19 protein-coding genes are annotated in these 24,044 nt (G+C 41.4%); 18 read left to right on the top strand and 1 reads right to left on the bottom strand.

Going from position 1 to position 24,044, the window contains the following annotated elements; translation table 11 throughout:
* Positions 1-36 precede the first annotated feature (36 nt).
* From AWM75_RS01930 to dnaJ, 16 genes are all read left to right on the top strand, one after another.
* Positions 37-4,350 (top strand): PolC-type DNA polymerase III, encoded by a 4,314-nt coding sequence (locus tag AWM75_RS01930; RefSeq protein WP_067977584.1) that lies wholly within the window; start codon positions 37-39, stop codon positions 4,348-4,350.
* A gap of 194 nt (positions 4,351-4,544) precedes the next feature.
* Complete coding sequence (locus AWM75_RS01925; protein WP_067977582.1) at positions 4,545-6,002, top strand: DUF1538 domain-containing protein; 1,458 nt, start codon at positions 4,545-4,547, stop codon at positions 6,000-6,002.
* A 17-nt stretch (positions 6,003-6,019) separates the two neighbouring features.
* Positions 6,020-6,331 carry a P-II family nitrogen regulator gene (locus tag AWM75_RS01920; protein ID WP_067977580.1) on the top strand — a complete coding sequence of 104 codons (312 nt, stop codon included), beginning with the start codon at positions 6,020-6,022 and terminating at the stop codon, positions 6,329-6,331.
* A 117-nt stretch (positions 6,332-6,448) separates the two neighbouring features.
* Positions 6,449-6,922 carry a ribosome maturation factor RimP gene (gene rimP, locus AWM75_RS01915; protein WP_067977577.1) on the top strand — a complete coding sequence of 158 codons (474 nt, stop codon included), beginning with the start codon at positions 6,449-6,451 and terminating at the stop codon, positions 6,920-6,922.
* A gap of 12 nt (positions 6,923-6,934) precedes the next feature.
* Positions 6,935-8,362 carry a transcription termination factor NusA gene (nusA, locus tag AWM75_RS01910; protein ID WP_067977573.1) on the top strand — a complete coding sequence of 476 codons (1,428 nt, stop codon included), beginning with the start codon at positions 6,935-6,937 and terminating at the stop codon, positions 8,360-8,362.
* Positions 8,363-8,376: 14 nt separating this feature from the next.
* Positions 8,377-8,673, top strand: coding sequence for an RNase P modulator RnpM (gene rnpM / locus AWM75_RS01905; RefSeq protein WP_067977571.1), 297 nt, complete (start codon positions 8,377-8,379; stop codon positions 8,671-8,673).
* Positions 8,666-8,962: a L7Ae/L30e/S12e/Gadd45 family ribosomal protein gene (locus tag AWM75_RS01900; RefSeq protein WP_067977568.1), complete on the top strand. Its 297-nt coding sequence runs from the start codon at positions 8,666-8,668 to the stop codon at positions 8,960-8,962. Before rnpM ends, AWM75_RS01900 begins: the two co-directional genes overlap by 8 nt.
* A gap of 70 nt (positions 8,963-9,032) precedes the next feature.
* On the top strand, positions 9,033-11,312 hold the full coding sequence (gene infB, locus AWM75_RS01895) for a translation initiation factor IF-2 (protein ID WP_067977565.1): 2,280 nt from the start codon (positions 9,033-9,035) through the stop codon (positions 11,310-11,312).
* A 21-nt stretch (positions 11,313-11,333) separates the two neighbouring features.
* On the top strand, positions 11,334-11,684 hold the full coding sequence (gene rbfA, locus AWM75_RS01890; RefSeq protein ID WP_067977563.1) for a 30S ribosome-binding factor RbfA: 351 nt from the start codon (positions 11,334-11,336) through the stop codon (positions 11,682-11,684).
* 96 nt (positions 11,685-11,780) lie between these two features.
* Positions 11,781-12,683 (top strand): tRNA pseudouridine(55) synthase TruB, encoded by a 903-nt coding sequence (gene truB, locus AWM75_RS01885; RefSeq protein WP_067980844.1) that lies wholly within the window; start codon positions 11,781-11,783, stop codon positions 12,681-12,683.
* A gap of 11 nt (positions 12,684-12,694) precedes the next feature.
* Positions 12,695-13,645: a riboflavin biosynthesis protein RibF gene (gene ribF, locus AWM75_RS01880; protein ID WP_067977561.1), complete on the top strand. Its 951-nt coding sequence runs from the start codon at positions 12,695-12,697 to the stop codon at positions 13,643-13,645.
* A 1-nt stretch (position 13,646) separates the two neighbouring features.
* Positions 13,647-14,822: a radical SAM family heme chaperone HemW gene (hemW, locus tag AWM75_RS01875; protein WP_067977559.1), complete on the top strand. Its 1,176-nt coding sequence runs from the start codon at positions 13,647-13,649 to the stop codon at positions 14,820-14,822.
* A 301-nt stretch (positions 14,823-15,123) separates the two neighbouring features.
* Positions 15,124-16,170 carry a heat-inducible transcriptional repressor HrcA gene (hrcA, locus tag AWM75_RS01870; protein ID WP_067977557.1) on the top strand — a complete coding sequence of 349 codons (1,047 nt, stop codon included), beginning with the start codon at positions 15,124-15,126 and terminating at the stop codon, positions 16,168-16,170.
* A gap of 17 nt (positions 16,171-16,187) precedes the next feature.
* Positions 16,188-16,727 (top strand): nucleotide exchange factor GrpE, encoded by a 540-nt coding sequence (grpE, locus tag AWM75_RS01865; protein ID WP_067977555.1) that lies wholly within the window; start codon positions 16,188-16,190, stop codon positions 16,725-16,727.
* 35 nt (positions 16,728-16,762) lie between these two features.
* A complete protein-coding gene (gene dnaK, locus AWM75_RS01860) occupies positions 16,763-18,592 on the top strand; it encodes a molecular chaperone DnaK (RefSeq protein ID WP_067977552.1) in 1,830 nt (609 codons plus the stop codon).
* 120 nt (positions 18,593-18,712) lie between these two features.
* Entirely contained in the window at positions 18,713-19,891 is a 1,179-nt protein-coding gene (gene dnaJ, locus AWM75_RS01855) for a molecular chaperone DnaJ (RefSeq protein WP_067977550.1), read from the top strand.
* 231 nt (positions 19,892-20,122) lie between these two features.
* On the opposite strand, the gene AWM75_RS01850 is transcribed toward dnaJ, so the two are convergent.
* On the bottom strand, positions 20,123-22,312 hold the full coding sequence (locus AWM75_RS01850) for a PTS sugar transporter subunit IIABC (RefSeq protein ID WP_074572657.1): 2,190 nt from the start codon (positions 22,310-22,312) through the stop codon (positions 20,123-20,125).
* Between the two features lie 241 nt (positions 22,313-22,553).
* On the opposite strand from AWM75_RS01850, the gene AWM75_RS01845 reads away from it, so the two are divergent.
* Entirely contained in the window at positions 22,554-22,736 is a 183-nt protein-coding gene (locus AWM75_RS01845) for a hypothetical protein (RefSeq protein WP_067977547.1), read from the top strand.
* Between the two features lie 3 nt (positions 22,737-22,739).
* On the top strand, positions 22,740-24,002 hold the full coding sequence (locus AWM75_RS01840) for an MFS transporter (protein ID WP_067977545.1): 1,263 nt from the start codon (positions 22,740-22,742) through the stop codon (positions 24,000-24,002).
* Positions 24,003-24,044 lie beyond the last annotated feature (42 nt).

Raw genomic sequence — 24,044 nt, 5'->3', positions numbered from 1 at the left:
ACTTCGACCTTGGCTTATTTATATCAGGAGGTTTTTATGTCATCACCCCAAGAATTATTTAAAGCTTTATTAACGCACATTGATTGGCAAATTGAAGATGCCAATTTTTTAGCTGGCCAAATCGATAATGTTACAGTTCATACCCAATCACGGATTTGGCAGTTCGTCTTTCGTTTTCCTAAACCCCTGCAAGCCAGTTTATTTAAGATCTTCAGCCAGGCTTTAGATGAAGCTTTTGCAGCGATTGCTCGAGTAGATATACGGATTAGCTGTGACCAAGCGGTTTATAGTCAGGAAGAGTTACTAGATTATTGGCCAATTGTCGTTAAAAGAGCCGATATTTCTTCTGGTTTAGCTAACCAAGTATTTCAAGGTCAAATTCCTGAATATCGTGATCAGTTTTTCATAATTCGTGTCGAAAATGCCACTATTCAAAAACATATTGATGACTCCTATATCGGTGTTATTAAGCAAACCTATAGCACTCTTGGTTTTGACCAGATTCAATTAAAAACTGTGGTCGACCAAGCGACAGCTGATGACCGTCAAGCCCAGTTTGAAACCCGCAAAGAACGGATTGCTGATGAACAAGCCAAATTAGCCCAAGCAGCCCAGCAGCAAGCCGAAAAACAAGCTAAGTCAGACCAGGTTGGTCCGCCGGTTCAAATCGCTATTGGAAAAACCATACCGGCTGATGAAAAATTACGGTCCATGAACACTTACTTGGAGGAACAGCGATATGCTGCTATGGAGGGGGTTGTTTTTGAGGTCGAGGTCAAGGTTTTAAAGACAGGTCGCCGTATTCTGAATGCTAAAATTACCGACTATACTTCCGCCTTCTTAGTCCAAATGTTTTCCCGCAATGATCAGGATATTGCTATATTTGAAGCGATTAAGCCAGGAATGTGGCTAAGAGTACGGGGAGATATTCAGATGGATGACCGCTTTGTCCGCGATCTGGTGGTCACTGCACGCGATTTACAGGAAATTAAAAAGCCTGCCCGCCAAGATACAGCTCCGGATGACCAGAAGCGTGTGGAATTTCATCTCCATACCAATATGTCGATGTTAGATGCAACCAATACAATTAGTGATTATGTAAAACAAGCAGCTGCTTGGGGACACCAGGCTATTGCCATTACAGATCATGCCGGGGTTCAAGCCTATCCTGAAGCTTCAGCTGCAGCTAAGTCGAATAATATCGAAATGATTTATGGTTTAGAAGCTAATATCGTCGATGATGGTACGCCTATCGCTTATAATGAAGCCCATGAGTTATTAAGTGATGCGACTTATGTGGTTTTTGATGTGGAAACAACGGGTTTATCTTCTGTTTACGATAAAATCATTGAAATTGCCGGTGTCAAGATGCATAAGGGTAATGTAATTGATACTTTTGAAGAGTTTATTGATCCTGGCCATCCGCTTAGTCGTTTTACCACAGAGCTAACAGGGATTACAGATGCTATGGTAGCGGGATCACGGCCAGAAGCTGAAATTATGGCTGACTATGCTAAGTTTTGTGAGGGCTGTATTTTAGTAGCCCACAATGCCAGCTTCGATATGGGTTTTATTAATGCGGCATATCGGCGGCATGGTATGGATGAGGCAGATAATCCGGTCATTGATACCTTGGAACTCTCTCGTTTTCTCCACCCAGAGTTTAAAACCCATGGTCTAGGTCCCTTATCTAAACGCTATAACATCAAGTTAGAGCAACACCACCGGGCTATATATGATGCTGAGACGACTGCAGTCTTGGCTTGGAAATTTATCCAAGAGGCCCAAGCAGACCACGATTACCACTATCACGATCAACTGAATGATAACCTAGGAGGCAAAGAGAGCTATAAGCAAGCCCGCCCCTTCCATATGACACTATATGCTAAAAATCAGGCGGGCTTAAAAGCTATTTTTAAATTAGTCTCGGCAGCAAATGTTGATTATTTCTATCGCGTGCCGCGTTTGCCACGATCAATGGTTAAAAAGTATCGCAAGGATTTAGTTATTGGGTCTGCTTGTGCTAATGGTGAAGTCTTCGAGACCCTGGTCCAAAAGGGGCGCTCAGAAGCCCTAGATAAGGCCAAATTTTATGATTTTATTGAAATTCAACCCAAAGGTGTGTATGAACCTTTAATTCTTGATGATCAAATTCATACCGAAAATGACTTAGAGCATATAATGAAAGAGTTAGTAAATATCGGTAAGGAACTGGACAAGCCAGTGGTGGCGACTGGGGATGTTCATTACCTGAATCCTGAAGATAAACAGTACCGGGAAATTTTAATTCATTCTATTAAATCTAACCGGACCAAACATTTTCCTAAGGCCCATTTTAGAACTACAGATGAGATGCTGGCAGATTTTGCTTTTATGGGAGAGGAACTGGCCTATGAACTGGTTGTTACTAATTCACAAAAAGTTGCTAGCTGGTTTGACCATGTAGAACCGATTCAAGACCGACTCTATCCGCCTGAAATCGAGGGAGCCGAACAGGAAATCACTGATTATTCTTATAAGCAAGCACGGGCTATTTATGGTGACCAACTACCAGAAATTGTGGAAAAGCGTTTAGAAAAAGAACTAACATCCATTATTGGTAATGGTTTTTCAGTCGTTTATCTAATTAGTCAAAAGTTAGTATTAAAATCTAATGAAGATGGTTACATTGTTGGCTCTCGCGGGTCAGTTGGCTCATCCTTTGTTGCGACCATGATGGGGATTACTGAGGTCAATCCTTTATCACCACACTATGTCTGTCCAAATTGTCATTATGCCCATTTCTTTACCGATGGCTCAGTTGGCTCAGGATTTGACTTACCTGATAAGCCCTGTCCAGAATGTGGGACACAAATGAATAAAGATGGTCAAGATATTCCCTTCGAGACCTTTTTAGGCTTTAAAGGAGACAAGGTACCTGATATCGATTTAAACTTTTCCGGTGATTACCAGGCTCGGGCGCATGATTATACCAAGGAACTCTTTGGGGAAGACTATGTCTATCGTGCTGGGACGATTGGTACGGTTGCTGATAAAACCGCCTTTGGTTACGTGCTAGGTTATGATCGTGATAATAATTTAAACTTGCGGAAGACAGAAAAAGAGTATCTCGCAAAAGGGGCAACAGGGGTTAAACGGACAACTGGTCAGCATCCAGGGGGAATTATTGTTATTCCAGACTATATGGATGTCTATGATTTTACCCCTATCCAGTATCCGGCTGATGACCAGAAGGCAGAATGGAAAACGACTCATTTTGATTTCCACTCCATTGATGCTAATGTATTAAAACTTGATATTCTCGGCCACGATGATCCGACTATGATTAGAAAATTACAAGATCTATCTGGTATTAGTCCAACTGATATCCCGGTTGATGACCCTGATGTTTATGCGCTCTTTAATGGTACAGAGATATTGGGTGTGACACCTGACCAGATTTATTCTAAGACAGGTACTTTAGGGATTCCTGAATTTGGAACTGGTTTTACTCGGCAAATGTTAGAGGCGACCAAACCATCCACCTTTGCGGAATTGCTACAAATTTCTGGACTTTCTCATGGGACCGATGTTTGGCTAGGAAATGCTGAAGTGTTAGTCCGTGAGCACGGTTTGCCTTTGTCTGAGGTTATTGGTTGTCGTGACGATATCATGGTTTACTTAATTCATCAGGGCCTAGACAATTCTGATGCTTTTCAAATCATGGAAAAGGTGCGTAAGGGTAAGGGCCTATCGGAGGAACACAAGACCATTATGCGTGAGCATGGTGTGCCAGAGTGGTATTTAGAATCTTGTGAAAAAATCAAGTATATGTTCCCTAAGGCCCATGCGGCCGCTTATGTTTTGAATGCTATGCGGGTGGCTTGGTTTAAGGTCCACCATCCAATTTGGTACTATTGCGCCTATTTCTCAGTGCGGGCCAATGATTTCGACTTAGTGGCCATGGTTAACGGTAAATCAACGACTAAGAATGCGATTGCTGATATTCAAGCTAAGGGTAATGACGCAACTCAAAAGGATAAGAACGTCCAGACTGTTATGGAGTTAGCTAATGAAATGCTTGAACGGGGGATGACCTTCAAGATGGTTGACCTAAATAAATCTGACGCTATGGAATTTATTATTAGTGAGGATGGGCAGTCGCTTATTGCACCTTTCAGAGCTATTCCTGGTTTAGGTAATAATGTGGCCCGACAAATTGTTAAGGCTAGAGAAGAACAGGACTTTTTGTCAAAAGAAGACTTGCGTAAGCGAGGAGGGGTTTCACAAACAATTATTGATTATATGACTGAAAATCATGTCCTTGATCATTTACCAGACGAGAATCAATTATCCTTATTTGATTTCTAATGCTAAGGTCTTTCTCAGATGAGACAAGGAAAGATAATACTTATATCTGTTAAGGAGGCTAGTTTTACTGGCCTCTTTTTCAAAATATGCAAACTACATATGCAATTAACGCAAATAATAGCCTATTAGTCCTTATTAAATTTTAATTATGTTAAACTTGATACATATGATGAAAAATTTAAAAGGAGGAAGTTATGGACTTACTTATAGATAAGTTTAAAGAAGTCATTTCATCAGTTGTTCCAATCGTCATTATAGTAGCGCTCTTAGCCATCTTTTTTGTCGATATACCAGCTGATATGATTTGGCGATTTGTTATTGGCGCGATATTTTTAGTAATCGGCTTAACCATATTCTTATTCGGGATTGATATTGGGATGGAGCCGATTGGAAAGTTAATGGGTCGGTCAGTCGCTGAAAATGGCTCAAAAGCTTTTGCCGTGATACTGAGTTTTATACTGGGTTTTGCAGTAACTGTAGCTGAGCCTGATCTTTTGATTCTCGGTCAGCAGATCAATGATGCGACTGGAGGTGCTCTCTCAACTGGCTTGATTGTTGGCGTGGTCTCAATTGGGGTTGGGATTATGATTGCCTTTGGCGTTTATCGGGTAATTATTAGCCTGCCGATTAAGTATTTCTTCTTAATTGCTTATGGTATCATCTTCCTCCTCTGTCTCTTTTCTGAAAATGTCTTTATTGCTATGGGTTTTGACGCCTCTGGAGCTACTACTGGTGCCTTAACGACACCTTTTATTTTAGCCCTAGGTGCTAGCGTCTCCCATAGCAAGGGTGGGGACAGTGCTGAGGATGATTCCTTTGGTTTAGTTGGTGCCATGTCAACTGGACCAATCATAGGGGTGCTAGCTATGACACTCCTTTTAGGGACACAATTCCAGGGATCTACAGAAGATTATATATATACTACTGGTATATTAGCCCCCTTTGTTAACTCTATTGGTCATACCTTTTTAGAATCTTTGGTGGCCTTAATACCGATTGTTGTTGTTTATATCATTATGAATTGGCGATTTTTTAAGTTAAAACGGCGGCAAATTAGAGATATTAATATCGGTATTGTGTACACCCTATTGGGTCTAACCCTCTTCTTAGTCGGTGTTAATGCAGGTTTTATGGATATGGGCAGGTTTTTGGGAACTGAATTAACAAATTCGCATGCTAATTGGCTACCATTTATTGGCTTTATTATGGGCTTTTTTGTGGTTTTGGCCGAACCAGCAGTCCATGTATTAGGTGACCAAGTTGAAGATGTAACTGGTGGTTACATACCCAACAAGCTCTTAATGACTACGCTTTCGATTGGTGTTGGTCTAGCTGTAGCCATGTCTATGCTTAGGTTAGAAATACCGGCCTTAGAACTATGGCATTTTCTATTGCCTGGTTTTGGTTTGGCTATTATACTATCATTTGCCGTACCTGATCTCTTTACTGGTATTGCCTTTGATGCCGGTGGGGTAGCTTCTGGACCTATGACTGCTACCTTTATCCTTGCTTTTTCCCAAGGCGTTGCTAGCTCACTTAGCCATACTAGTTTAGTAGACGGTTTTGGCATTATAGCCATGGTAGCCATGGTACCAGTAGTTGCGATTCAGATTTTAGGGCTAGTCTTTAAAATACGAGCTAAAAAAGCCTAATCATAAAGGAGTAAATAATGACAAATTATAAAATGATTGTTGTAACTGTTGGTCGCGATATAGGCCCAGATGTAGTTGACTATGCGCGTGAAGTTGGTGGCCAGGGTGCTACCATCCTTCATGGTCATGGAGCTGGCTCAGCTGAAATTTCTAAGGTATTCAACTTACAAATAGAACCAGAAAAGGAAGTGGTTCTCATGGTGGTTGATGCTGACATTACCGATAAAATCTGTCAACATTTAACTGCTAAGTTAGCCTTGGATGAAGTAGGTAAGGGCTATTTATTTACTATTGATGTCAACCAGACTTCTGGTATCTATCAAGCTTAGGCCTTAGCCTTGCAATCGCAGTTTAAAGATGCTATCATATTTAGTGTAGAAGAACACGTAGGAGGAGTGAGCGGCAACGCTCACTCTTTTTCATGAATAGGAAAGTGAGGAAGTTTTATGGGAAAAGTTAAGGACCAGATTCAAGCGGTTGTAGAACCGATTATCGACGGTTTAGGCTATGGTTTATTTGATATTGACTATGTTAAAGAGGGTAAGGATTGGTTTTTACGTATCTATGCTGACAAACCGGGAGGCATTACTTTAGAAGACATTGTTGATATTACGGAACATGTTTCTGAAGCGTTAGATAATTTAGATCCAGACCCAATTCCTCATGCCTACATGCTAGAAGTTTCTTCACCAGGAGCTGAGCGTCCACTTAAGACACCGGAAGCTGTTCAGGCAGCTATTGGGGAGTGGGTGCATCTGACTTTCTACCAGCAACTGGCAGGTAGTGATTTTATTGAAGGTCGCTTACTCGCAGTTGATGAGGCCAGTTACCGGATAGAAATTAAGGAAAAGACTAGACGAAAAGAAGTAACTATTGACAAAGATAAGGTATCGTTAATTCGTCTAGCCATTGAATTCTAGAAAGAGGTCATCATGAGTAAAGAAATATTAAAAGCCTTTGATATGCTTGAAGAAGAAAAGGGGATTTCGCGAGATATTATTATCGAAGCCTTGGAATCTGCCTTGGTGTCAGCTTATCGGCGTAACTATAACCAAGCACAAAATGTTGAGGTTAAATTCGACCAAGAAACTGGCGATTTAAAAGTATTTTCAGTTAAAGAAGTTGTTGAAGTTGTGCTTGACTCGACTATTGAAGTGTCCTTAGCGGATGCCCATGACATCCATCCCGCCTATGAATTGGGTGATATGATTAAGTTTGAGGTAACACCTAAAGATTTTGGCCGGATTGCTGCTCAAACAGCTAAACAAGTAATCACACAACGCTTACGTGAAGCAGAGCGTGGCATTATTTATGAAGAATTTATTGACTACGAGGATGACTTGCTAACGGGTATTGTGGAACGGCAAGATCGGCGCTATGTCTATGTCAATCTGGGTAAAATTGAAGCAGTTTTAACACCAGAAGGACAAATTCCTAATGAAATTTTCCAACCCCATGAGCGGGTTCAAGTCTATGTTGAAAGAGTAGAAAATACAACTAAAGGGCCACAAATTTATGTAAGCCGTAGCCATCCTAATCTCTTGAAACGCTTATTTGAGCAAGAAGTCCCAGAGATTTATGATGGTACAGTTGAAATTAAATCAATTGCTCGTGAGGCTGGAGACCGATCTAAAATCGCCGTTGTTTCTCACGATGATAACGTGGATCCGGTTGGTACTTGTGTGGGACCTCGGGGCTCACGCGTGCAAACAATTGTTAACGAGCTTAAAGGCGAAAACATGGATATTATTGAATGGTCAGCCGATGAAGCTGAGTACATCTCTTCAGCCTTAAATCCGGCTGATGTCCAAAGCGTCCATTTTGTGCCAGGAGAAAATGCAGTAGTGGTTGTCGTGCCAGACAATCATTTGTCTCTAGCTATTGGTAAGCGCGGTCAAAATGCCCGCTTGGCAGCTAAACTAACCGGTTATAAAATTGATATTAAATCGGAATCTGACTTTGCCGAGTATGTAGATAGTCCTGAGTATGCTGAACGTTTTGCTGAAAAGGAAGATGAGTCTATAGATGAATTTGGTGATGAAGCCGATTTTACGGACCTTGATCAAGAAGTGAATGATTTAGACCAAACAGCCTTAGACGCTGCAGAGGTTGCTGAATATGAAAACCTGGATAGCTATAGTGATCTTGACGCTAGCTTAGACGAAGTCGCTGGCTTAAACGGTGAACAGGACATTAAATTGCAAGATAATCTAGATGAAGGCAATGTTGGCGCGCAAGATGTAGAAGACTTAATCGGTGAGCGTGAGCTTGATCTAGAAACTGACTACGAAGAGCTTCAAATTGACGAAGAGCTTGCCCAATATGAGGATGACCAAGAAGAAATAAGCTTGGACGACTAATTAGGGAGGAACTGATGAAACAAAGAAAAATCCCCATGCGGAAATGTGTTGTGACTAACGAAATGTTTCCCAAGAAGGAATTGGTCCGAATCGTCAGAACACCAGATCAAGAAGTTGTAATTGATCCAAGTGGTAAACAGAATGGACGCGGCGCATACGTTAGTCTTGATCCGGAAATTGTTCAGTCTGCTTGGGATAAACATGCGCTTGATCGTCATTTAAATGTAAAAATTTCTGATGATTTCTACCAAGAATTAAAAGATTACGTGGCTCATAAAAAAGCCCGCCAGGAAATTTTCCCTGATGAGTAATAAAGTAAAAAAATTAAATTTGCTGGGATTAGCCCAAGCGGCTGGCCAACTGGTTTCTGGTGAGGGTCTCGTGATCCAGGCCTTGCAAGCCGGCCAAGCTAGTCTGGTCATTTGTGCCCAGGATGCCAGTGAGCGTACTAAAAAGAAGATTAAAGATAAATGTTCATATTATAATGTACCGACTAATTTTGATTACACTAGTCTAGAGATTAGCCAGGCCCTGGGTAAAAAACGGTTGATTGTGGCTTTTACCAATCAAGGCTTTGCCAAGTCTTTTATAAAAGATTAGTTAATTAATCCAGTCAGGTTTAGGAGAAGAAGTATGATATGAGTAACTAAGGAGTAGGAAGGGTGAGGACATGTCCAAAAAGCGTGTCTATCAATTAGCAAAAGAATTAGATGTAAGTAGTAAGGATTTACTAACTAGGGCCAAAGAAATTGGTTTAGACTATTCCAGTCATATGGCTTCAGTAGAAAGTGAAGATGAAGAGAGATTAGCTAAAGCAGTTACTAATCCTAGTAAAGCTGATAAAAAACAAGCGGAAAAGACTTCAAATAACAAACAGGTGACTAGTCATAATCAACATAAAAAATCTGAAAAGAAACAAACAAATGGCCACCACAAGGTGACTAGTAAAAAAGCTCAGCGCTCTGATTCGGCTCAGGCAACTGTAGAAGAAGCAGAAGAGCGACAAAATGAACGTGACCGCCAACACGGCCGCGGTCAAGGTCGTAACCAGCAAAATGCGCAAAATCGTCGCAATAATAAGAAGAAAAACCGCCGTAATAACCAACAAAAAAATAATAATAATCAACCTAATTATAACAAGCGTAAGCCAGTCAAACATCAACCTAATGCGCCTAAGCAAAAGGAGACACCGGATAAGGTTGAATACGAGGTTGGAATGACGGTTGCTGATTTAGCTAAAAAAATTCATAAAGAGCCAGCGGAAGTCATTAAAAAACTCTTTATGATGGGTGTAATGGCAAATCAAAATCAATCCTTGGATGCCGATGCGATTGAATTGGTTTTAGCTGAATACGGTATCGAAGCTGAAGAAAAGGTTATTATTGATCCGACTGATTTTGATCATTACTTTGAAGAAGCAGCTCATGAAGCGGCTGATAAATTATCTGGTCGACCAGCAGTTGTAACCATTATGGGTCACGTTGACCATGGTAAGACGACGCTTTTAGATTACCTGCGTCAGGCCAATGTTACTGAAGGTGAAGCTGGCGGTATTACCCAACATATTGGCGCTTACCAAGTTGATGCCAACGGTCAGGAAGTAACTTTTGTTGATACACCTGGTCACGCGGCCTTCACTACTATGCGGGCTCGTGGTGCTGATATCACTGATATTGTTATCATCGTCGTCGCAGCTGATGATGGGGTAATGCCACAGACTGTTGAAGCGATTAACCATGCAAAAGCCGCTGAAGTGCCAATTATTGTAGCTGTTAACAAAATTGATAAACCAACTGCCAATCCGGATCGTGTGATGCAAGAACTCACCGAGTACGGTCTTATTGCTGAAGCCTGGGGTGGAGACACTATCTTTGTCAATATCTCAGCTAAGTTTGGTCAAAATGTTGATGAATTGCTTGATATGATTCTACTAGTTGCTGAAGTAGAAGAATTAAAAGCTAATCCAGACCGTTTAGCTTTAGGTTCCGTGGTTGAAGCCCGTCTGGATCCTCATCGTGGTGCTGTAGCTACTCTACTTGTTCAGGAAGGTACGCTTAAAATAGGAGACCCACTAGTAGTAGGCGACACCTATGGTCGGGTGCGGGCCATGACTAATGACCATGGCCGTCGTATTAAAGAAGCTGGTCCATCTACACCAGTGGAAATCACTGGGCTAAATGATTCACCTGAAGCTGGGGACCGGTTTGTTGTCTTTGAAGATGAGAAAACAGCGCGTCAAATTGGTGAGCAAAGAGCTAGCCAGGCTCAACAAAGACGACGGAATCAAACTCACAAGGTTACCTTGGACAACTTATTTGAGACTATCCAAGAAGGTCAAATGAAAACTGTCAATGTAATTATTAAGGCCGATGTACAGGGGTCAGCTGAAGCACTAGCTTCTTCTTTACAGAAAATTGATGTAGAAGGTGTGCGTGTCGATATCGTCCATAATGCAGTCGGTGCCATTAATGAGTCTGATGTGACCCTAGCTGCTGCTTCAAATGCGATTATTATTGGCTTTAACGTGCGTCCGACCCCAACCGCTAAGGAACAAGCCAGCGAAGAAGGTGTGGAAATCCGTCTTCACAATGTCATTTATGCCGCAATTGATGAGATTGAAACGGCTATGAAGGGTATGCTAGACCCAGAATATGAAGAGCAAGTTACTGGATCAGTGGTTGTACGTGAAACCTATAAGGTATCCAAGGTTGGTACCATTGCTGGTGCCTATGTTTCTGAAGGTGTTATCCGTCGTAACTCTAAGGTCCGTGTTATCCGCGACAATATTGTTGTATATGAGGGTGAATTAGCTTCACTGAAACGCTTCAAGGATGACGCTCGCGAAGTAAGTAAGGGCTACGAGTGTGGTATTATGATTGAAGGTTACAATGATATTAAAGTGGATGATGTTATCGAGCCTTATGAAATGGTAGAAATTGAGAGAAAATAAAGGTCCTTAAGGAGGATGACTATGGCTAAATACAGACCAGAACGATTAGGTCAAGAAATCCTTAGAGAAGTTAACGATATTTTGCAAAAAAAGGTTAGAGACCCTAGAGTTCAAGGCATTACAATTACTGATATTAAAGTAACTGGTGACCTGCAACAAGCGACCTTGTATTACTCTAGTCTCAGTGAATTAGCAAGTGAGCGTGAAAAAGAACAACAAGGTTTGGATAAAGCAGCTGGCCTGATTCGCAGTGAATTAGGTTCACGCTTGCAAATTTACAAAACACCTGAGCTGATTTTTGAACGCGATGAATCAGTAGATTACGGTAACCGTATTGATGAACTATTAGCTTCTTTACATCAGGAAGACTAGAGCGACTATATAAGAGCCCAAGGACTTGCCTTAGGGCTCTTTTTTAATGTAGACTGGGAATAGTTTTAAGAAAGATAGTGTGGAGTCGATATTATGATAAATGGGATAATTCCTTTATGGAAACCTCGTGGCATGACTAGTCACGACTGTGTATTTAAGTTGAGGAAAATATTAAAAACAAAAAAAATTGGCCATACTGGCACTCTAGATCCTAACGTTGATGGGGTGCTTCCTATTTGTGTGGGTCAGGCCACCAAAATGGTAGAGTTTTTTATGGACAAAACAAAAATCTACCAGGGACAAATTACTCTAGGCTTTGCTACCGATACTGAGGATATGGATGGCCAAATAGTAGAAGAAAGTTTTATTAAGCAAGCGATTAGCGATTCCGAGATTGACCAGGCCCTAGCTAGATTTAAAGGGGAGATTAGTCAAATTCCCCCCATGTATTCAGCCGTTAAGGTTAATGGCAAACGCCTATACGAATATGCACGCCAAGGTCTTAGTGTGGATAGGCCTGAGCGTCAGGTAAGGATAGACTATTTTAAAAGATTATCTGATAGTGTTTATGATGCCAAAAAGGGGCAACAGACTTTTAACTTTGAAGTCCAATGTGGCCGTGGCACCTATGTGAGGACACTAGCCTACGATTTGGGCCGTGAGCTGGGTGTTCCTGCTACCATGACGCAATTAACCCGGGTAGCCTGTCTACCTTTTAAATCAGCCCAGTGTCTGACCTTGGACCAGGTCGCTGATTTAACTGGTCAGGGTGACCATTCTTTTTTACTACCACTCGAGACTGCGGTCAGTCACCTGGATAAATATCAGGCCCCTAATCACCTAGAAAAATTAATTATCAATGGTGCTGTTTTAGACCGCCAGGATTTTCCTCAGGAGCTTAAGTTCCCGTGTCGGATCTATATCGATCAGCACTTGAAGGCAATTTATCAAGACCATCCTAGTAAGTCTGGTAAGATAAAACCAATGAAAATGTTTTAGAGGAGTTAGCCATGCGAGTTATTCATTTACATCATCCTTATAATCCTAGTCAAATTAATAATAAGCCAATAGTATTAGCTATGGGTTATTTTGATGGTGTGCACCTAGGCCATCAAGAAGTATTAAGACAGGCTAGACAGTTAGCTGATATTAAAGGTCTGCCACTAGCAGCTATGACCTTTAATCAACCTGCTGCCTTTATTTTTCAGGAAGCAAATCCGAGCAGTCTGCCTCAAATTACCAGCTTGCGAGAAAAAGAAGAGCTGATGGACCAAGCAGGCGTTGATATCCTGTATGTGGTTGAAATGACCAGCCAGTTTGTTGGTTTAGCTCCCCAAGATTTTGTAGACCAGTATATGGTAGCTTTGGGAGCTAAATATTTGGTGGCAGGTTTCGATTACACCTATGGTAAGAAGGATATTGCTAATATGGCAAGACTAGGTTTTTATAGCCAGGGACGCTTTGAAATAGTCGAGGTCCCAGCTTTTGAAAATCAGGCAGGTAAGATTTCTTCTCGTCATATTCGTCAACAATTAGAAGCGGGTCAAATTGAATTAGCTAATGAGAGTTTAGGTTATCCTTACTTTTTTTATGGCCGGGTCATTCATGGAGAAAAGCGGGGGCGGACCCTGGGTTTCCCTACTGCCAATATAGCTAGTCATTGCCAGGTCATCCTACCTAAAGAAGGTGTCTATCTGGTTAAGTGTCAGCTCTTAGCGACCAGTGTTTGGGGTCTGGCTTCAGTTGGCCGCAAGGTAACTTTTGGCGATGATTATGGCTTGAGTTTGGAAATTTATCTACTCGATTTCAGTCAGGAAATCTATGGAGAAGAGATGCGTATTACATGGTACCATTACTTGCGACCAGAACTTAAATTTTCTAGCGTTGACGACTTAATTGTGCAGATGAATCAAGATGAAGACAAAGGACGTCTTTATATAGCTGATTTGGAGGAGGCATAGGATGGACTATCAACTATTAACCCACCAAGCAGATAGTCGGTCAATTTATATTCATATCCCTTTTTGTAGCCACATTTGTTATTACTGTGATTTCAATAAGGTGTATATCGAGGGCCAACCAGTTGACCAATATGTCGATAGCCTGATAAGAGAAATGCAAGCCTATCGAGATGCATTGGCGCGCCAGCCCATTGAGACGATTTATATAGGCGGAGGGACACCCTCGACATTAACGAGTGACCAGTTAGAACGCCTTTTTACAGCTCTTAACCAATTAATTACCCTAGCTCCGGATTATGAATTTACCTTTGAAACCAATCCAAATGATATAACTGCTGATAAATTGGAAACACTAAAAAAAGTCGGTGTTAATCGCTTAAGTATGGGTATCCAGTCCTTTGATGATAACTTGCTAGAAAAAATTGGCCGAACCCATCGTGCCCAACAGGCTATTGATGCGGTTAAACTGGCCCAGGAAATTGGTTTTGACAATATCTCGGTTGATTTAATTTTTCGGCTACCGGGTCAGTCATTAGCCAATTTTAAAGCTTCCCTTGACCAAGCCCTAGCCCTAGACCTACCTCATTATTCTATATATTCTTTAATTCTGGAGCAGAAAACAGTTTTTTATAATTTGATGCGCCAAGGCAAATTACCACTGCCTAGTCAAGATGAAGAGGCTGATATGTTTGAACTAGCCATCCAGTCTATGGAAAAGAGTGGCCGCCATCATTATGAAATTTCGAATTACGGTAAGCCTGGCTATGAGTCTAAGCATAATTTGGCTTATTGGGATAATAGTTACTATTACGGTTTTGGTGCCGGTGCCCACGGCTATTTAAATGGCTACCGTTATGCTAACCATGGCCCCATTCAACATTATCTAAAAGCTGTTGAAGACCAGGGGCATGCAATTATTCACGAGCGATATTTAGATCGCAAGCAGGAAATTGAAGAGGAAATGTTTCTAGGTTTACGCAAGCACAAGGGGGTTAGTCGACAAGTTTTTAAAGACCGCTTTGGTTGTGATTTTTATGAGGATATTTATAAAGACACCATTGACCATTTACTTGATCAGGATTTAGTCGTACTAACTGCAGACCGACTTTATTTAACCCATCATGGTATGTTTATTGGCAATGAAGTCTTTCAAGCCTTTCTAATAGATGAGGAATAGCAAAAATTTGTTAAGGACCTGTGGTATTAGCCACAGGTTTTTTCGTTTTCACTAGCTCTTATGTCATCATCGCTGCCTGGCTATGGTTACAGGCCTTCGCCGCTCTCAATATATATAAAATATTAGATGCAAAGATATTAGTCAGCATTCATATCATCCCGCCAAGTTTATCTCCGACTAGAGACCGATATTAGCAAGTTTAATCAGAAAACCATTTGACTTTTATTGACTTTTACCCTGCTACGTGCTATTATATAGTTGTTAGCAGTCGAGGGAGGCAAGTGCTAAAAGAGGTGATAAAATGTTAACCGATCGTCAAAGTAAAATATTAAAAGCGATTATCGACCGCTATACTGTCGATGAGCAGCCAGTCGGTTCTAAAGCCTTAGCAGAGCTAGCGGATATTAATGCCTCATCAGCCACAATTAGAGCTGAGATGGCTCGTCTTGAAAAACTTGGCATGCTAACTAAAACCCACAGTTCATCGGGTCGTTTACCTGATGATTTGGGTTATCGTTATTATATAAATTACATTTTACCCAAACAGGGTGGCATGATTGATGAAGATTTAAGTCCGGATGCTTTAGCTGAACTGAGACAAATTTTTTCATCACCTTTTGTAGAGATGACTGATGTCATGCTCAAGGCCGCTGACGTCATGGCAGATTTAACCCAGTATGTAGCAATTGCTTTGGGACCAGCCATGGATAACCACCGCCTTGCCCGCTTTCAAGTTGTTCAAGTAACTTCTGATAAGGCAATGGCAATAATGGTTACTGATAAAAATATGGTTGAAAGTCAGGTTTTTCAACTTGATGACGAAATCAGCTTCGCTCAAATCGAAGATATGGTTCAGGCAATCAACCAGGCCCTAGTTGGTAAACCACTGGTAGAGGTTATTCTAGAATTACAGAATAATGCCCGTCGCTTCTTTACAGATAACTATAGTGACGTCTTCTATGAAAATAATATCTTCAATTATCTTTTGAAGAAGATAGAAGGCGACCGTTTGCGGATAAGAGGCCGAGAAAACTTATTTAACCAACTAGCTAACAGTAATGATTACTTACAAATAAAAAAAATTAATCAACTGTTAGATCAACCGCAATACCTAGTGTCAGTCTTAGAACCGCCCCAAGATGGTATTCAAATCCAGGTTGGTGGTGAACTGGGGAATGATAATTTTGATAATTTGAGTATAATTTCAATGCGATTGAATTTGGGAAAAAAAGACAAAGATATGATCTTTGCGGTTTTGGGACCTGATAATATGTCATACTTGAAGTTAGCTCAATTACTACAAAGTTTCCGGCGCGAAATGTTTCGCTTTGAAAACGGAAAAAGTTAATAAGGAGGCCATGTCTAGTGGAAGACGAAAATAAAAATCAAGATGTAAACCAAGACCAAAAGGGTCCTGAGCTTACTGAAGACCAGGTTGAAGAAATCACCGACCAACCGGTCACCGATGAGCTACAGGCCCAATTGGATGAAAAAGATGATAAAATTTTAAGACTATCTGCTGAAATCCAGAACATGCATAACCGTTTTGGTAAGGAAAGGCAAGATTTAGCAAAATATCGGTCACAAAGCCTAGCGGAAAAAATTATCCCATCTATGGATAATTTAGAGCGCGCTTTAGCGATTGAAGCTGATGATGAAGCCTCTGAAAACCTGAAAAAGGGAGTCGAGATGGTTTATAAAGGCTTACTAGAAGCCTTGGCTGGAGAAGGTGTTGAAGTGATTGATCCGAAAGGTGATATTTTCGACCCTAACTTCCACCAATCTGTTTCTTCAGTGCCCCTAGAAGAGGGTCAAGAACCTGAAGAAATTGTAGAAGTTTACCAAAAGGGCTATCTATTAAAAGACCGGATTTTACGACCGGCTATGGTTATTATTGCTCAGTAGACTGGTAAAATTTAGATTAAAGGAGATAATAAATTATGACAAAAATCATTGGTATTGACTTAGGTACAACTAACTCTGCGGTTGCTGTTTTAGAAGGTGGCGAACCAAAAATTATCCCTAACCCAGAGGGTAACCGTACAACTCCTTCTGTTGTATCATTTAAAAATGGTGAGCGCCAAGTTGGTGAAGTTGCTAAACGTTCTATGGTAACCAATCCTAACACGATTGCTTCTATTAAACGCCATATTGGTGAAGATGGTTATAAAGTTGAAGTTGAAGGTAAAGAATATAGGCCACAAGAAGTTTCTGCGATGATTTTACAATACCTGAAATCTTACGCTGAAGATTACCTAGGTGAGAAAGTAACTAACGCAGTAATCACTGTACCGGCTTATTTTAATGATGCCCAACGTCAAGCGACGAAAGATGCTGGTAAAATTGCTGGCTTAGAAGTTGACCGTATTATCAACGAACCGACAGCAGCAGCTTTGGCTTATGGTCTTGATAAGACCGACAAGGATGAACAAGTCTTGGTATTTGACCTTGGTGGTGGTACTTTTGACGTATCTATCTTGGAATTAGGTGATGGTGTCTTCGATGTTTTATCAACTGCCGGGGATAACCAATTGGGTGGCGATGACTTTGATGAAAAAATCGTTGACTATCTAGTTGCTGAATTCAAGAAAGAAAATGGTATTGACTTGTCTCAAGACAAGATGGCTATGCAACGTCTAAAAGATGCTGCTGAAAAGGCTAAGAAGGACTTGTCTGGTGTGACTTCTACCCAAATTAGCTTGCCATTTATTACTGCCGGTGAAAACGGTCCATTGCACTTAGAAACTACTCTTTCTCGGGCTAAATTTGACGAATTAACAGCTGATTTGGTGGAGCGCACCAAGGCCCCTGTCCAACGTGCTCTAAAAGATGCTGGTTTATCAGCTTCTGATCTTGATGAAGTCATCCTAGTTGGTGGTTCAACTCGTATCCCAGCTGTTGTTGACATGGTTAAGAAGGAAACAGGTAAGGACCCTAACCGTTCCGTTAACCCAGATGAAGTTGTTGCCATGGGTGCAGCTATTCAAGGTGGGGTGATCACTGGTGATGTTAAGGATATCGTACTTCTAGATGTTACACCGTTATCACTTGGTATCGAAACCATGGGTGGTGTCTTCACTAAATTAATCGATCGGAACACTACTATTCCAACTTCTAAATCTCAAGTCTTCTCAACTGCTGCTGATAACCAACCAGCTGTAGACGTTCACGTACTTCAAGGTGAACGGCCAATGGCAGCTGATAACAAGACTTTGGGTCGCTTCCAGTTAACTGATATCCCTGCTGCCCCACGTGGTGTGCCTCAAATCGAAGTTACCTTTGATATTGATAAGAATGGTATTGTTAATGTTTCAGCTAAGGACCTTGGTACTAACAAGGAGCAATCTATTACAATTCAATCTAACTCTGGTCTTTCTGAAGAAGAAATTGATCGTATGATGAAAGATGCTGAAGCGAATGCGGAAGAGGATGCTAAACGCAAAGAAGAAGCAGACCTTAAGAACGAAGTAGAACAAATGATTTTCCAAGTTGAAAAAACTACTAGCGAGTTAGACGGTAAAGTTGACCAAGAAGAAATCGACAAAGCCAACAACTTGAAAGATGAATTGAAAGCGGCACTTGAAGCTAATGATATTGATACCATGAAGGCTAAGAAAGATGAACTTAATGAAGTTGTCCAAGCTTTATCAGTAAAACTTTATGAGCAAGCAGCTCAAGCAGCTCAAGAACAAGAAGCTGGCCAAGCTGATCAAGATAATGGCGATGATGACATTATCGATGCTGATTTCGAGGAAACTGATGACAAATAATAGCAACTAGTAAGTTAAATAAAGCTTTGGCCAGGATGTGTTGGCACTTAACAACAAGGCCACACGTCCTGGCTTTCCTTTATTTGTAACTAGTTTATCTAATTAGTGAGGAGGACTTAGATGGCTGAAAAACGCGATTATTATGAGGTCTTAGGACTATCAAAGGATGCTAGCCAGGCTGAAATTAAAAAGGCCTATCGTAAGCTATCAAAAAAATATCACCCTGACTTAAATAAAGAGCCAGGGGCAGATGAAAAATTTAAAGAGGTGACTGAGGCTTATGAAGTGCTCAGCGACGACCAGAAGAAGGCGGCTTATGATGCTTATGGTCATGCTGGTGCTAATGGCGGCTTTGGTGGTGGCACTGGTGGCTGGTCAGACTTCGGTAGTGGCTCGTATAGCTACTCTGGTTCCGGGGCTGGATTTGAAGATATCTTCGAACAATTCTTTGGTGGCGGCGCTGGCTTTGGCGGCTTTGGTGGCGGTCGCACCGTTGATCCCAATGCTCCGCGGCAAGGCGATGACCTCCAATACACCATCGACTTAGAATTTGAAGAAGTGGTCAAGGGCGTTACTAAAACGATTCGCTACAAGCGAGAACAAGACTGCCATGTTTGTTCTGGTTCTGGGGCTAAGCCGGGTTCTTCGGTAAAAACCTGTCCAACCTGCCATGGTCGTGGTCAAGTCCAACAAGAGCGTAATACCCCCCTTGGTCGGGTGATGACTCAGGGTGTTTGTCCTAACTGTCATGGCCAAGGCCAGGTGATTGAAGAGCCATGTACAAACTGTCAAGGATCAGGTCGGGAAACAGTTAATCATAGTGTTGAAGTTACTATACCTGCAGGTGTGGATGACGGCCAACGCATGCGGGTCCAAGGTCAAGGTAATGCCGGCTTAAATGGTGGTCCTGCTGGTGATTTGTATGTTGTTTTCCGCGTTAAAGCAAGCAAAATCTTTAGACGCAATGGGGCTAATATTGAATTTGAGTTGCCAATTAATTTTGCCCAAGCTGCTTTGGGTGATGAAGTTGAAATTCCAACTGTTCATGGAAAAGTATCCATGAAAATACCTGCGGGGACCCAGTCTGGTAGAACCTTTAGACTTAAAGGCAAGGGCTTGCCGCAATTAAATGCCAAGACCAATGGGGACCAAAATGTGACTGTTAAAGTCATTACGCCTAAGAATATGAATGATGCCCAGAAACAAGCCATGCGTGATTTTGCGCAAGCGTCTGGGGATAATGTCTCTGAAGAAGAAGAAAACTTCTTTGATAAAATAAAAAATGCATTTAAAGATTAAGCAAAAACCAGTCCAAGTTATTATTAAAACTTGGACTGGTTTTATGTTTTTTAGGAACGGGCTGCTAAGCTGGTTAGTATAAATTTGCTGCTATTTTAATCAAGCACATGTGAACTAGCTAGTGAAAGGACTTCAGTCCAGCTTCTTGGCACCCGACTATGTTGCAAGTGTTCGCATAAAAGCGGAAAGCCCGGGACTAATGCCCCGAGCTCTTACATACAAATCTATCGATTATATTTTCGTTTTAAACTCAGCTGCTTTGTCTTGAGGGCTTGCTTCAGTTTTGGAAAAAGTTTCTTCTGTAAGCACCTTATCAGCTGAATTGGTTACGACAACAATGACATCGGTAGCCTTGCCTTGGTCATTGATATAAGCCAGGTCCATTTTTGCCAGGGCTTGTCCGGCTTCAACCTGGTCACCTGCAGCAACTAAAACTTCAAAACCTTGACCATCTAAGGCAACTGTATCGATACCCATATGAATAAGGACTTCTAAACCTTGCTCTGTTTCTAGACCGATTGCATGTTTAGAGTCCATGACCATCATGATTTTACCAGCTATTGGACTAGTGATTTCTGCTTGGTTAGGGCGCAAAGCAAAACCTTGACCCATGATGCCAGTACCAAAGACTGGATCATCTACTTGGTCTAAAGCGATAATTTCACCATAACCAGGTGATTTGAAGTCAAGAAGTAATCCTTTTTCTTGACTGTCTGCATGACTAGGCTCTAAGTCTTTATCTAACTTATCATCAGATTCAGCTGACAATTGGTCAGATGATTCACCGTGACTAGGTGCGTAGCCATCACTAATCAATTGGTCAACAGAAGTCTTAACATTTGGTACGGTTGACCCATATACGACCTGAATGTTATTACCATTCTTAACTACAGCAGAACTACCAGTCGTCTTTAGCATACCTTCATTGACTTGATTACCATCTTTAACAGTAACCCGCAAACGTGTCGCGCAGTTAGTAAAATCCTGTAGGTTATCAGTACCGCCTAGACCACTAACTATTCGATAGGCTCTTTGTTGGCGTTCATCGAGTTGGTCGTATTGTTTATCGTCAAAGCTTACAGGACCGGCCGCTAGATTATCCTCTCGACCAGGTGTTTTCCAATCGAATTTTACGGCAGCCCAACGGAACATAAAGTAATAAATAAATATATAGGCCAAACCAATCAAGGCAACTGGTAGCCAACCTGAAATTGCATTACCTGGTAAAAGTCCATAGAGCACAAAGTCAATAACCCCACCTGAGAAGGCAACAGCAACCCCTGCTCCTAAAACATAACAGAGGATAGCAGCAATACCATACATGACACAATGAATACCGTAATACATGGCTGGCGAGGCGAACACAAAGGCAAATTCAATTGGTTCAGTAATTCCAGTCGCAAACGAAGTCAAGCCTGCAGATGTGTAGAAACCGCGCACCTCTTCTTTGCGATCAGGGTAGGCGACTTGATAAAGGGCTGCACAGGCCGCTGGAATACCAAATAGCATAACAGGGAACATGTATGAGAAGTGGGCAGCGGCATGAGGAGAAATTGGCTCACCCGCAGCTAATTGGGCAAAGACAATATTTTGAGCCCCTACAACAGTTTTTCCAGCTACAACCGCGGTACCACCGATGGCTGTTTGCCAGAATGGCAAGTAAAAAACATGGTGGAGACCAAAAGGGATCAGGGCCCGGTAAATATAGGCATACAAGAAGATACCAAATACGCCCATACCAGCAATTATAGCACCTAGGCTTGAAAAGCCCCATGAAATCAAAGGCCAAATAAAAGCCATTAGAATACCCATTAAAACCCCTGCTACAGAGGCAGCAATGGGAATAAAATGGGTGCCGCCAAAGAAGGAGAGGGCTTCAGGGAGCTCGATTGTATAGTAGCGATTGTGGAGGTAGACAACAATACAGCCGATAGCAATTCCACCAATTACTCCTAGATTCATAGTGTTTTCAAAGCCCAGATAATTTGATAACAAGCCTTGGACTTGCCCCAAAGCTTCCATGTCACGGAAGTTATGTAAGGTTGCAGTCATGGCAGCATAAATTACAAAGTAACCAATAATAGCAGATAGTGTTGAAACACCTTTCTCAGCCTTGGCCAAGCCGGCAGCAATAGAGATGCCAAAGAATAGTCCTAGATGGGCAAAGATAACATTGCCAGCCTCAGCTAATATCGATAATAAGCCGTAAAGGATGGAACCCGGATATAGGATGCCTGACAGGTTGAACATGTCAATATTGGTTGGGTTAGTAAAAGATGAACCAATACCTAGGAATAAACCTGCTACAGGTAAGAGGGAAATGGGTAGCATAAATGTTTGGCCGAGCTTTTGTAGGGCACCAAAAATTTTATTCTGCCCCGTTTGCGCTCTAAGTTCAGCCTTAGTAGTCGCTTTGGACACGACAATCACTCCTTAAAATTTTGTCACCTAAGCAGGTGCTTACCTATTATAAGAAAAAAAGCTGAAAATGTGAAGCGTTTTCAAAAACTCGGAAAATAATATAAAAAATTCTTAAAAATACTATTGTAAGAAAGCGTTTTACATGTTATATTAAATGAGCTTTGAGGGAATGTAACCGCTTAACTGGCTGTTTAAGTGGAAACAGGATTTTAAGGTGAGAATATTTAAGGGGAATATTTTTATGGAAGAAAAAAATTTAGAGAGTACATTGACTTGGAAGCACCGGATCGGTTATGCAGCTGGTGACATGGGTGGGGTTATCACTCTTATCTTAGTTTCAAGTTATATGAACCGTTATGTGACTAATGTATTAGGGGTTTCGTTTGCGACCCTGTCAGCCCTATTATTAGTATGGAATATTTAGGATATGATAAATGACCCATTAATGGGTACCTTGATGGACAAGGCCTTTGCTAATCATTCAGGCGCTCGTGACAAGTTCCGTCCATGGATCCTTTGGTCAATCCCTCTAATTGTGGTAGGATTAATCTCTTTCTTTGCTGCTCCAACTTATTTTTCGGGCGCAGTTCAAGTAGTAGCCATTTTTCTATTTAAAGTTATTTATGAATTAGGTTATACCATGATGAATATCGGGATGGGATCGCTCCTAGGGGTGATGGCCCTTAATGATGAGGAGCGGACTACCCTAGCCTCAGCCCGTGGTCTAGGCTCTATTATTGGTATTTTTATTACTCAGGCTATGGTACCTGCAGTATTAGCTCGCTTGGGAGAAAACACTACAGGCTATGCTGTCTGTGCTGTCATTGCTGCTATCTTAGGTGGTTTTATTATCTTTATCCACTATGCATGGACTGAGGAACGGAATGTCTCCGTCCAAGAAATGGTATCAGGCGAGGAAGAAGAAGGCGCTAAATTTACCGATATTTTTGTCACTATTAAAGAGAACCGTGCTTTCTTAGCCTTAGCGCTTCATTCAATTATCATCGTGTTTGGCCAACAATTGTTTGGACAAACCTCAATGTATATGTTTGCTGACGTTTTCGGTAATCTCGGTATCATGTCTTATATGTCAATTGTGACAACTGCTATTTCATTAGTCGCCTTATTGGCTTCACCAGCCTTGGTGCGGGTGGTTGGTTCTACTGTACATCTTATCCGTATTTTCTTGATTATTTCAGTTATTATGTTCTTAAGCTTATTTGGTCTAATGCAGGTAACTTCTTTATCGCCATTAGTTTATCTGATATGGCACGGTCTAGCTGCTGGTTTTATGAACATGTCTATTTCCCTACAATGGGGTCTCGTATCAGAATCTATTGATTATAACGAGTACCTAACTGGTAAACGTTCTGAGGGTACGATTTATGGTAACTTCTCATTAACCCGCCGTTTAGGTCAAATGTTATCTCAATCCTTGGTTATCTTAATGATTGGTTGGATTGGCTATGATACCGCTGCTGCTGAAGCAGGTCTAGCCCAATCTGATGGCACTATCTTTGGTTTAACTGTGATGAACGTTCTTGTACCGGCTTTTGCTGCTCTAGGCTCATATTTATGCTTCCGCTTTATTTGGAATATTGATGATGAACTTCGGGCTAAAATGGCTGCTCACAATATTGAACGGGCAGAACAAAATCCATTTGTTGACCTTGATGAAGATGACTATTAATAATTTATAAACAGCCAAAAAAAGCCAACTTTCAGAAGTTGG

The sequence above is a fragment of the Aerococcus urinaehominis genome, assembly GCF_001543245.1.
In the GTDB taxonomy this organism is placed as follows: domain Bacteria; phylum Bacillota; class Bacilli; order Lactobacillales; family Aerococcaceae; genus Aerococcus; species Aerococcus urinaehominis.
Note: the sequence above shows the minus strand (reverse complement) of the source record. Positions and strands in the feature narration are given on the sequence as shown.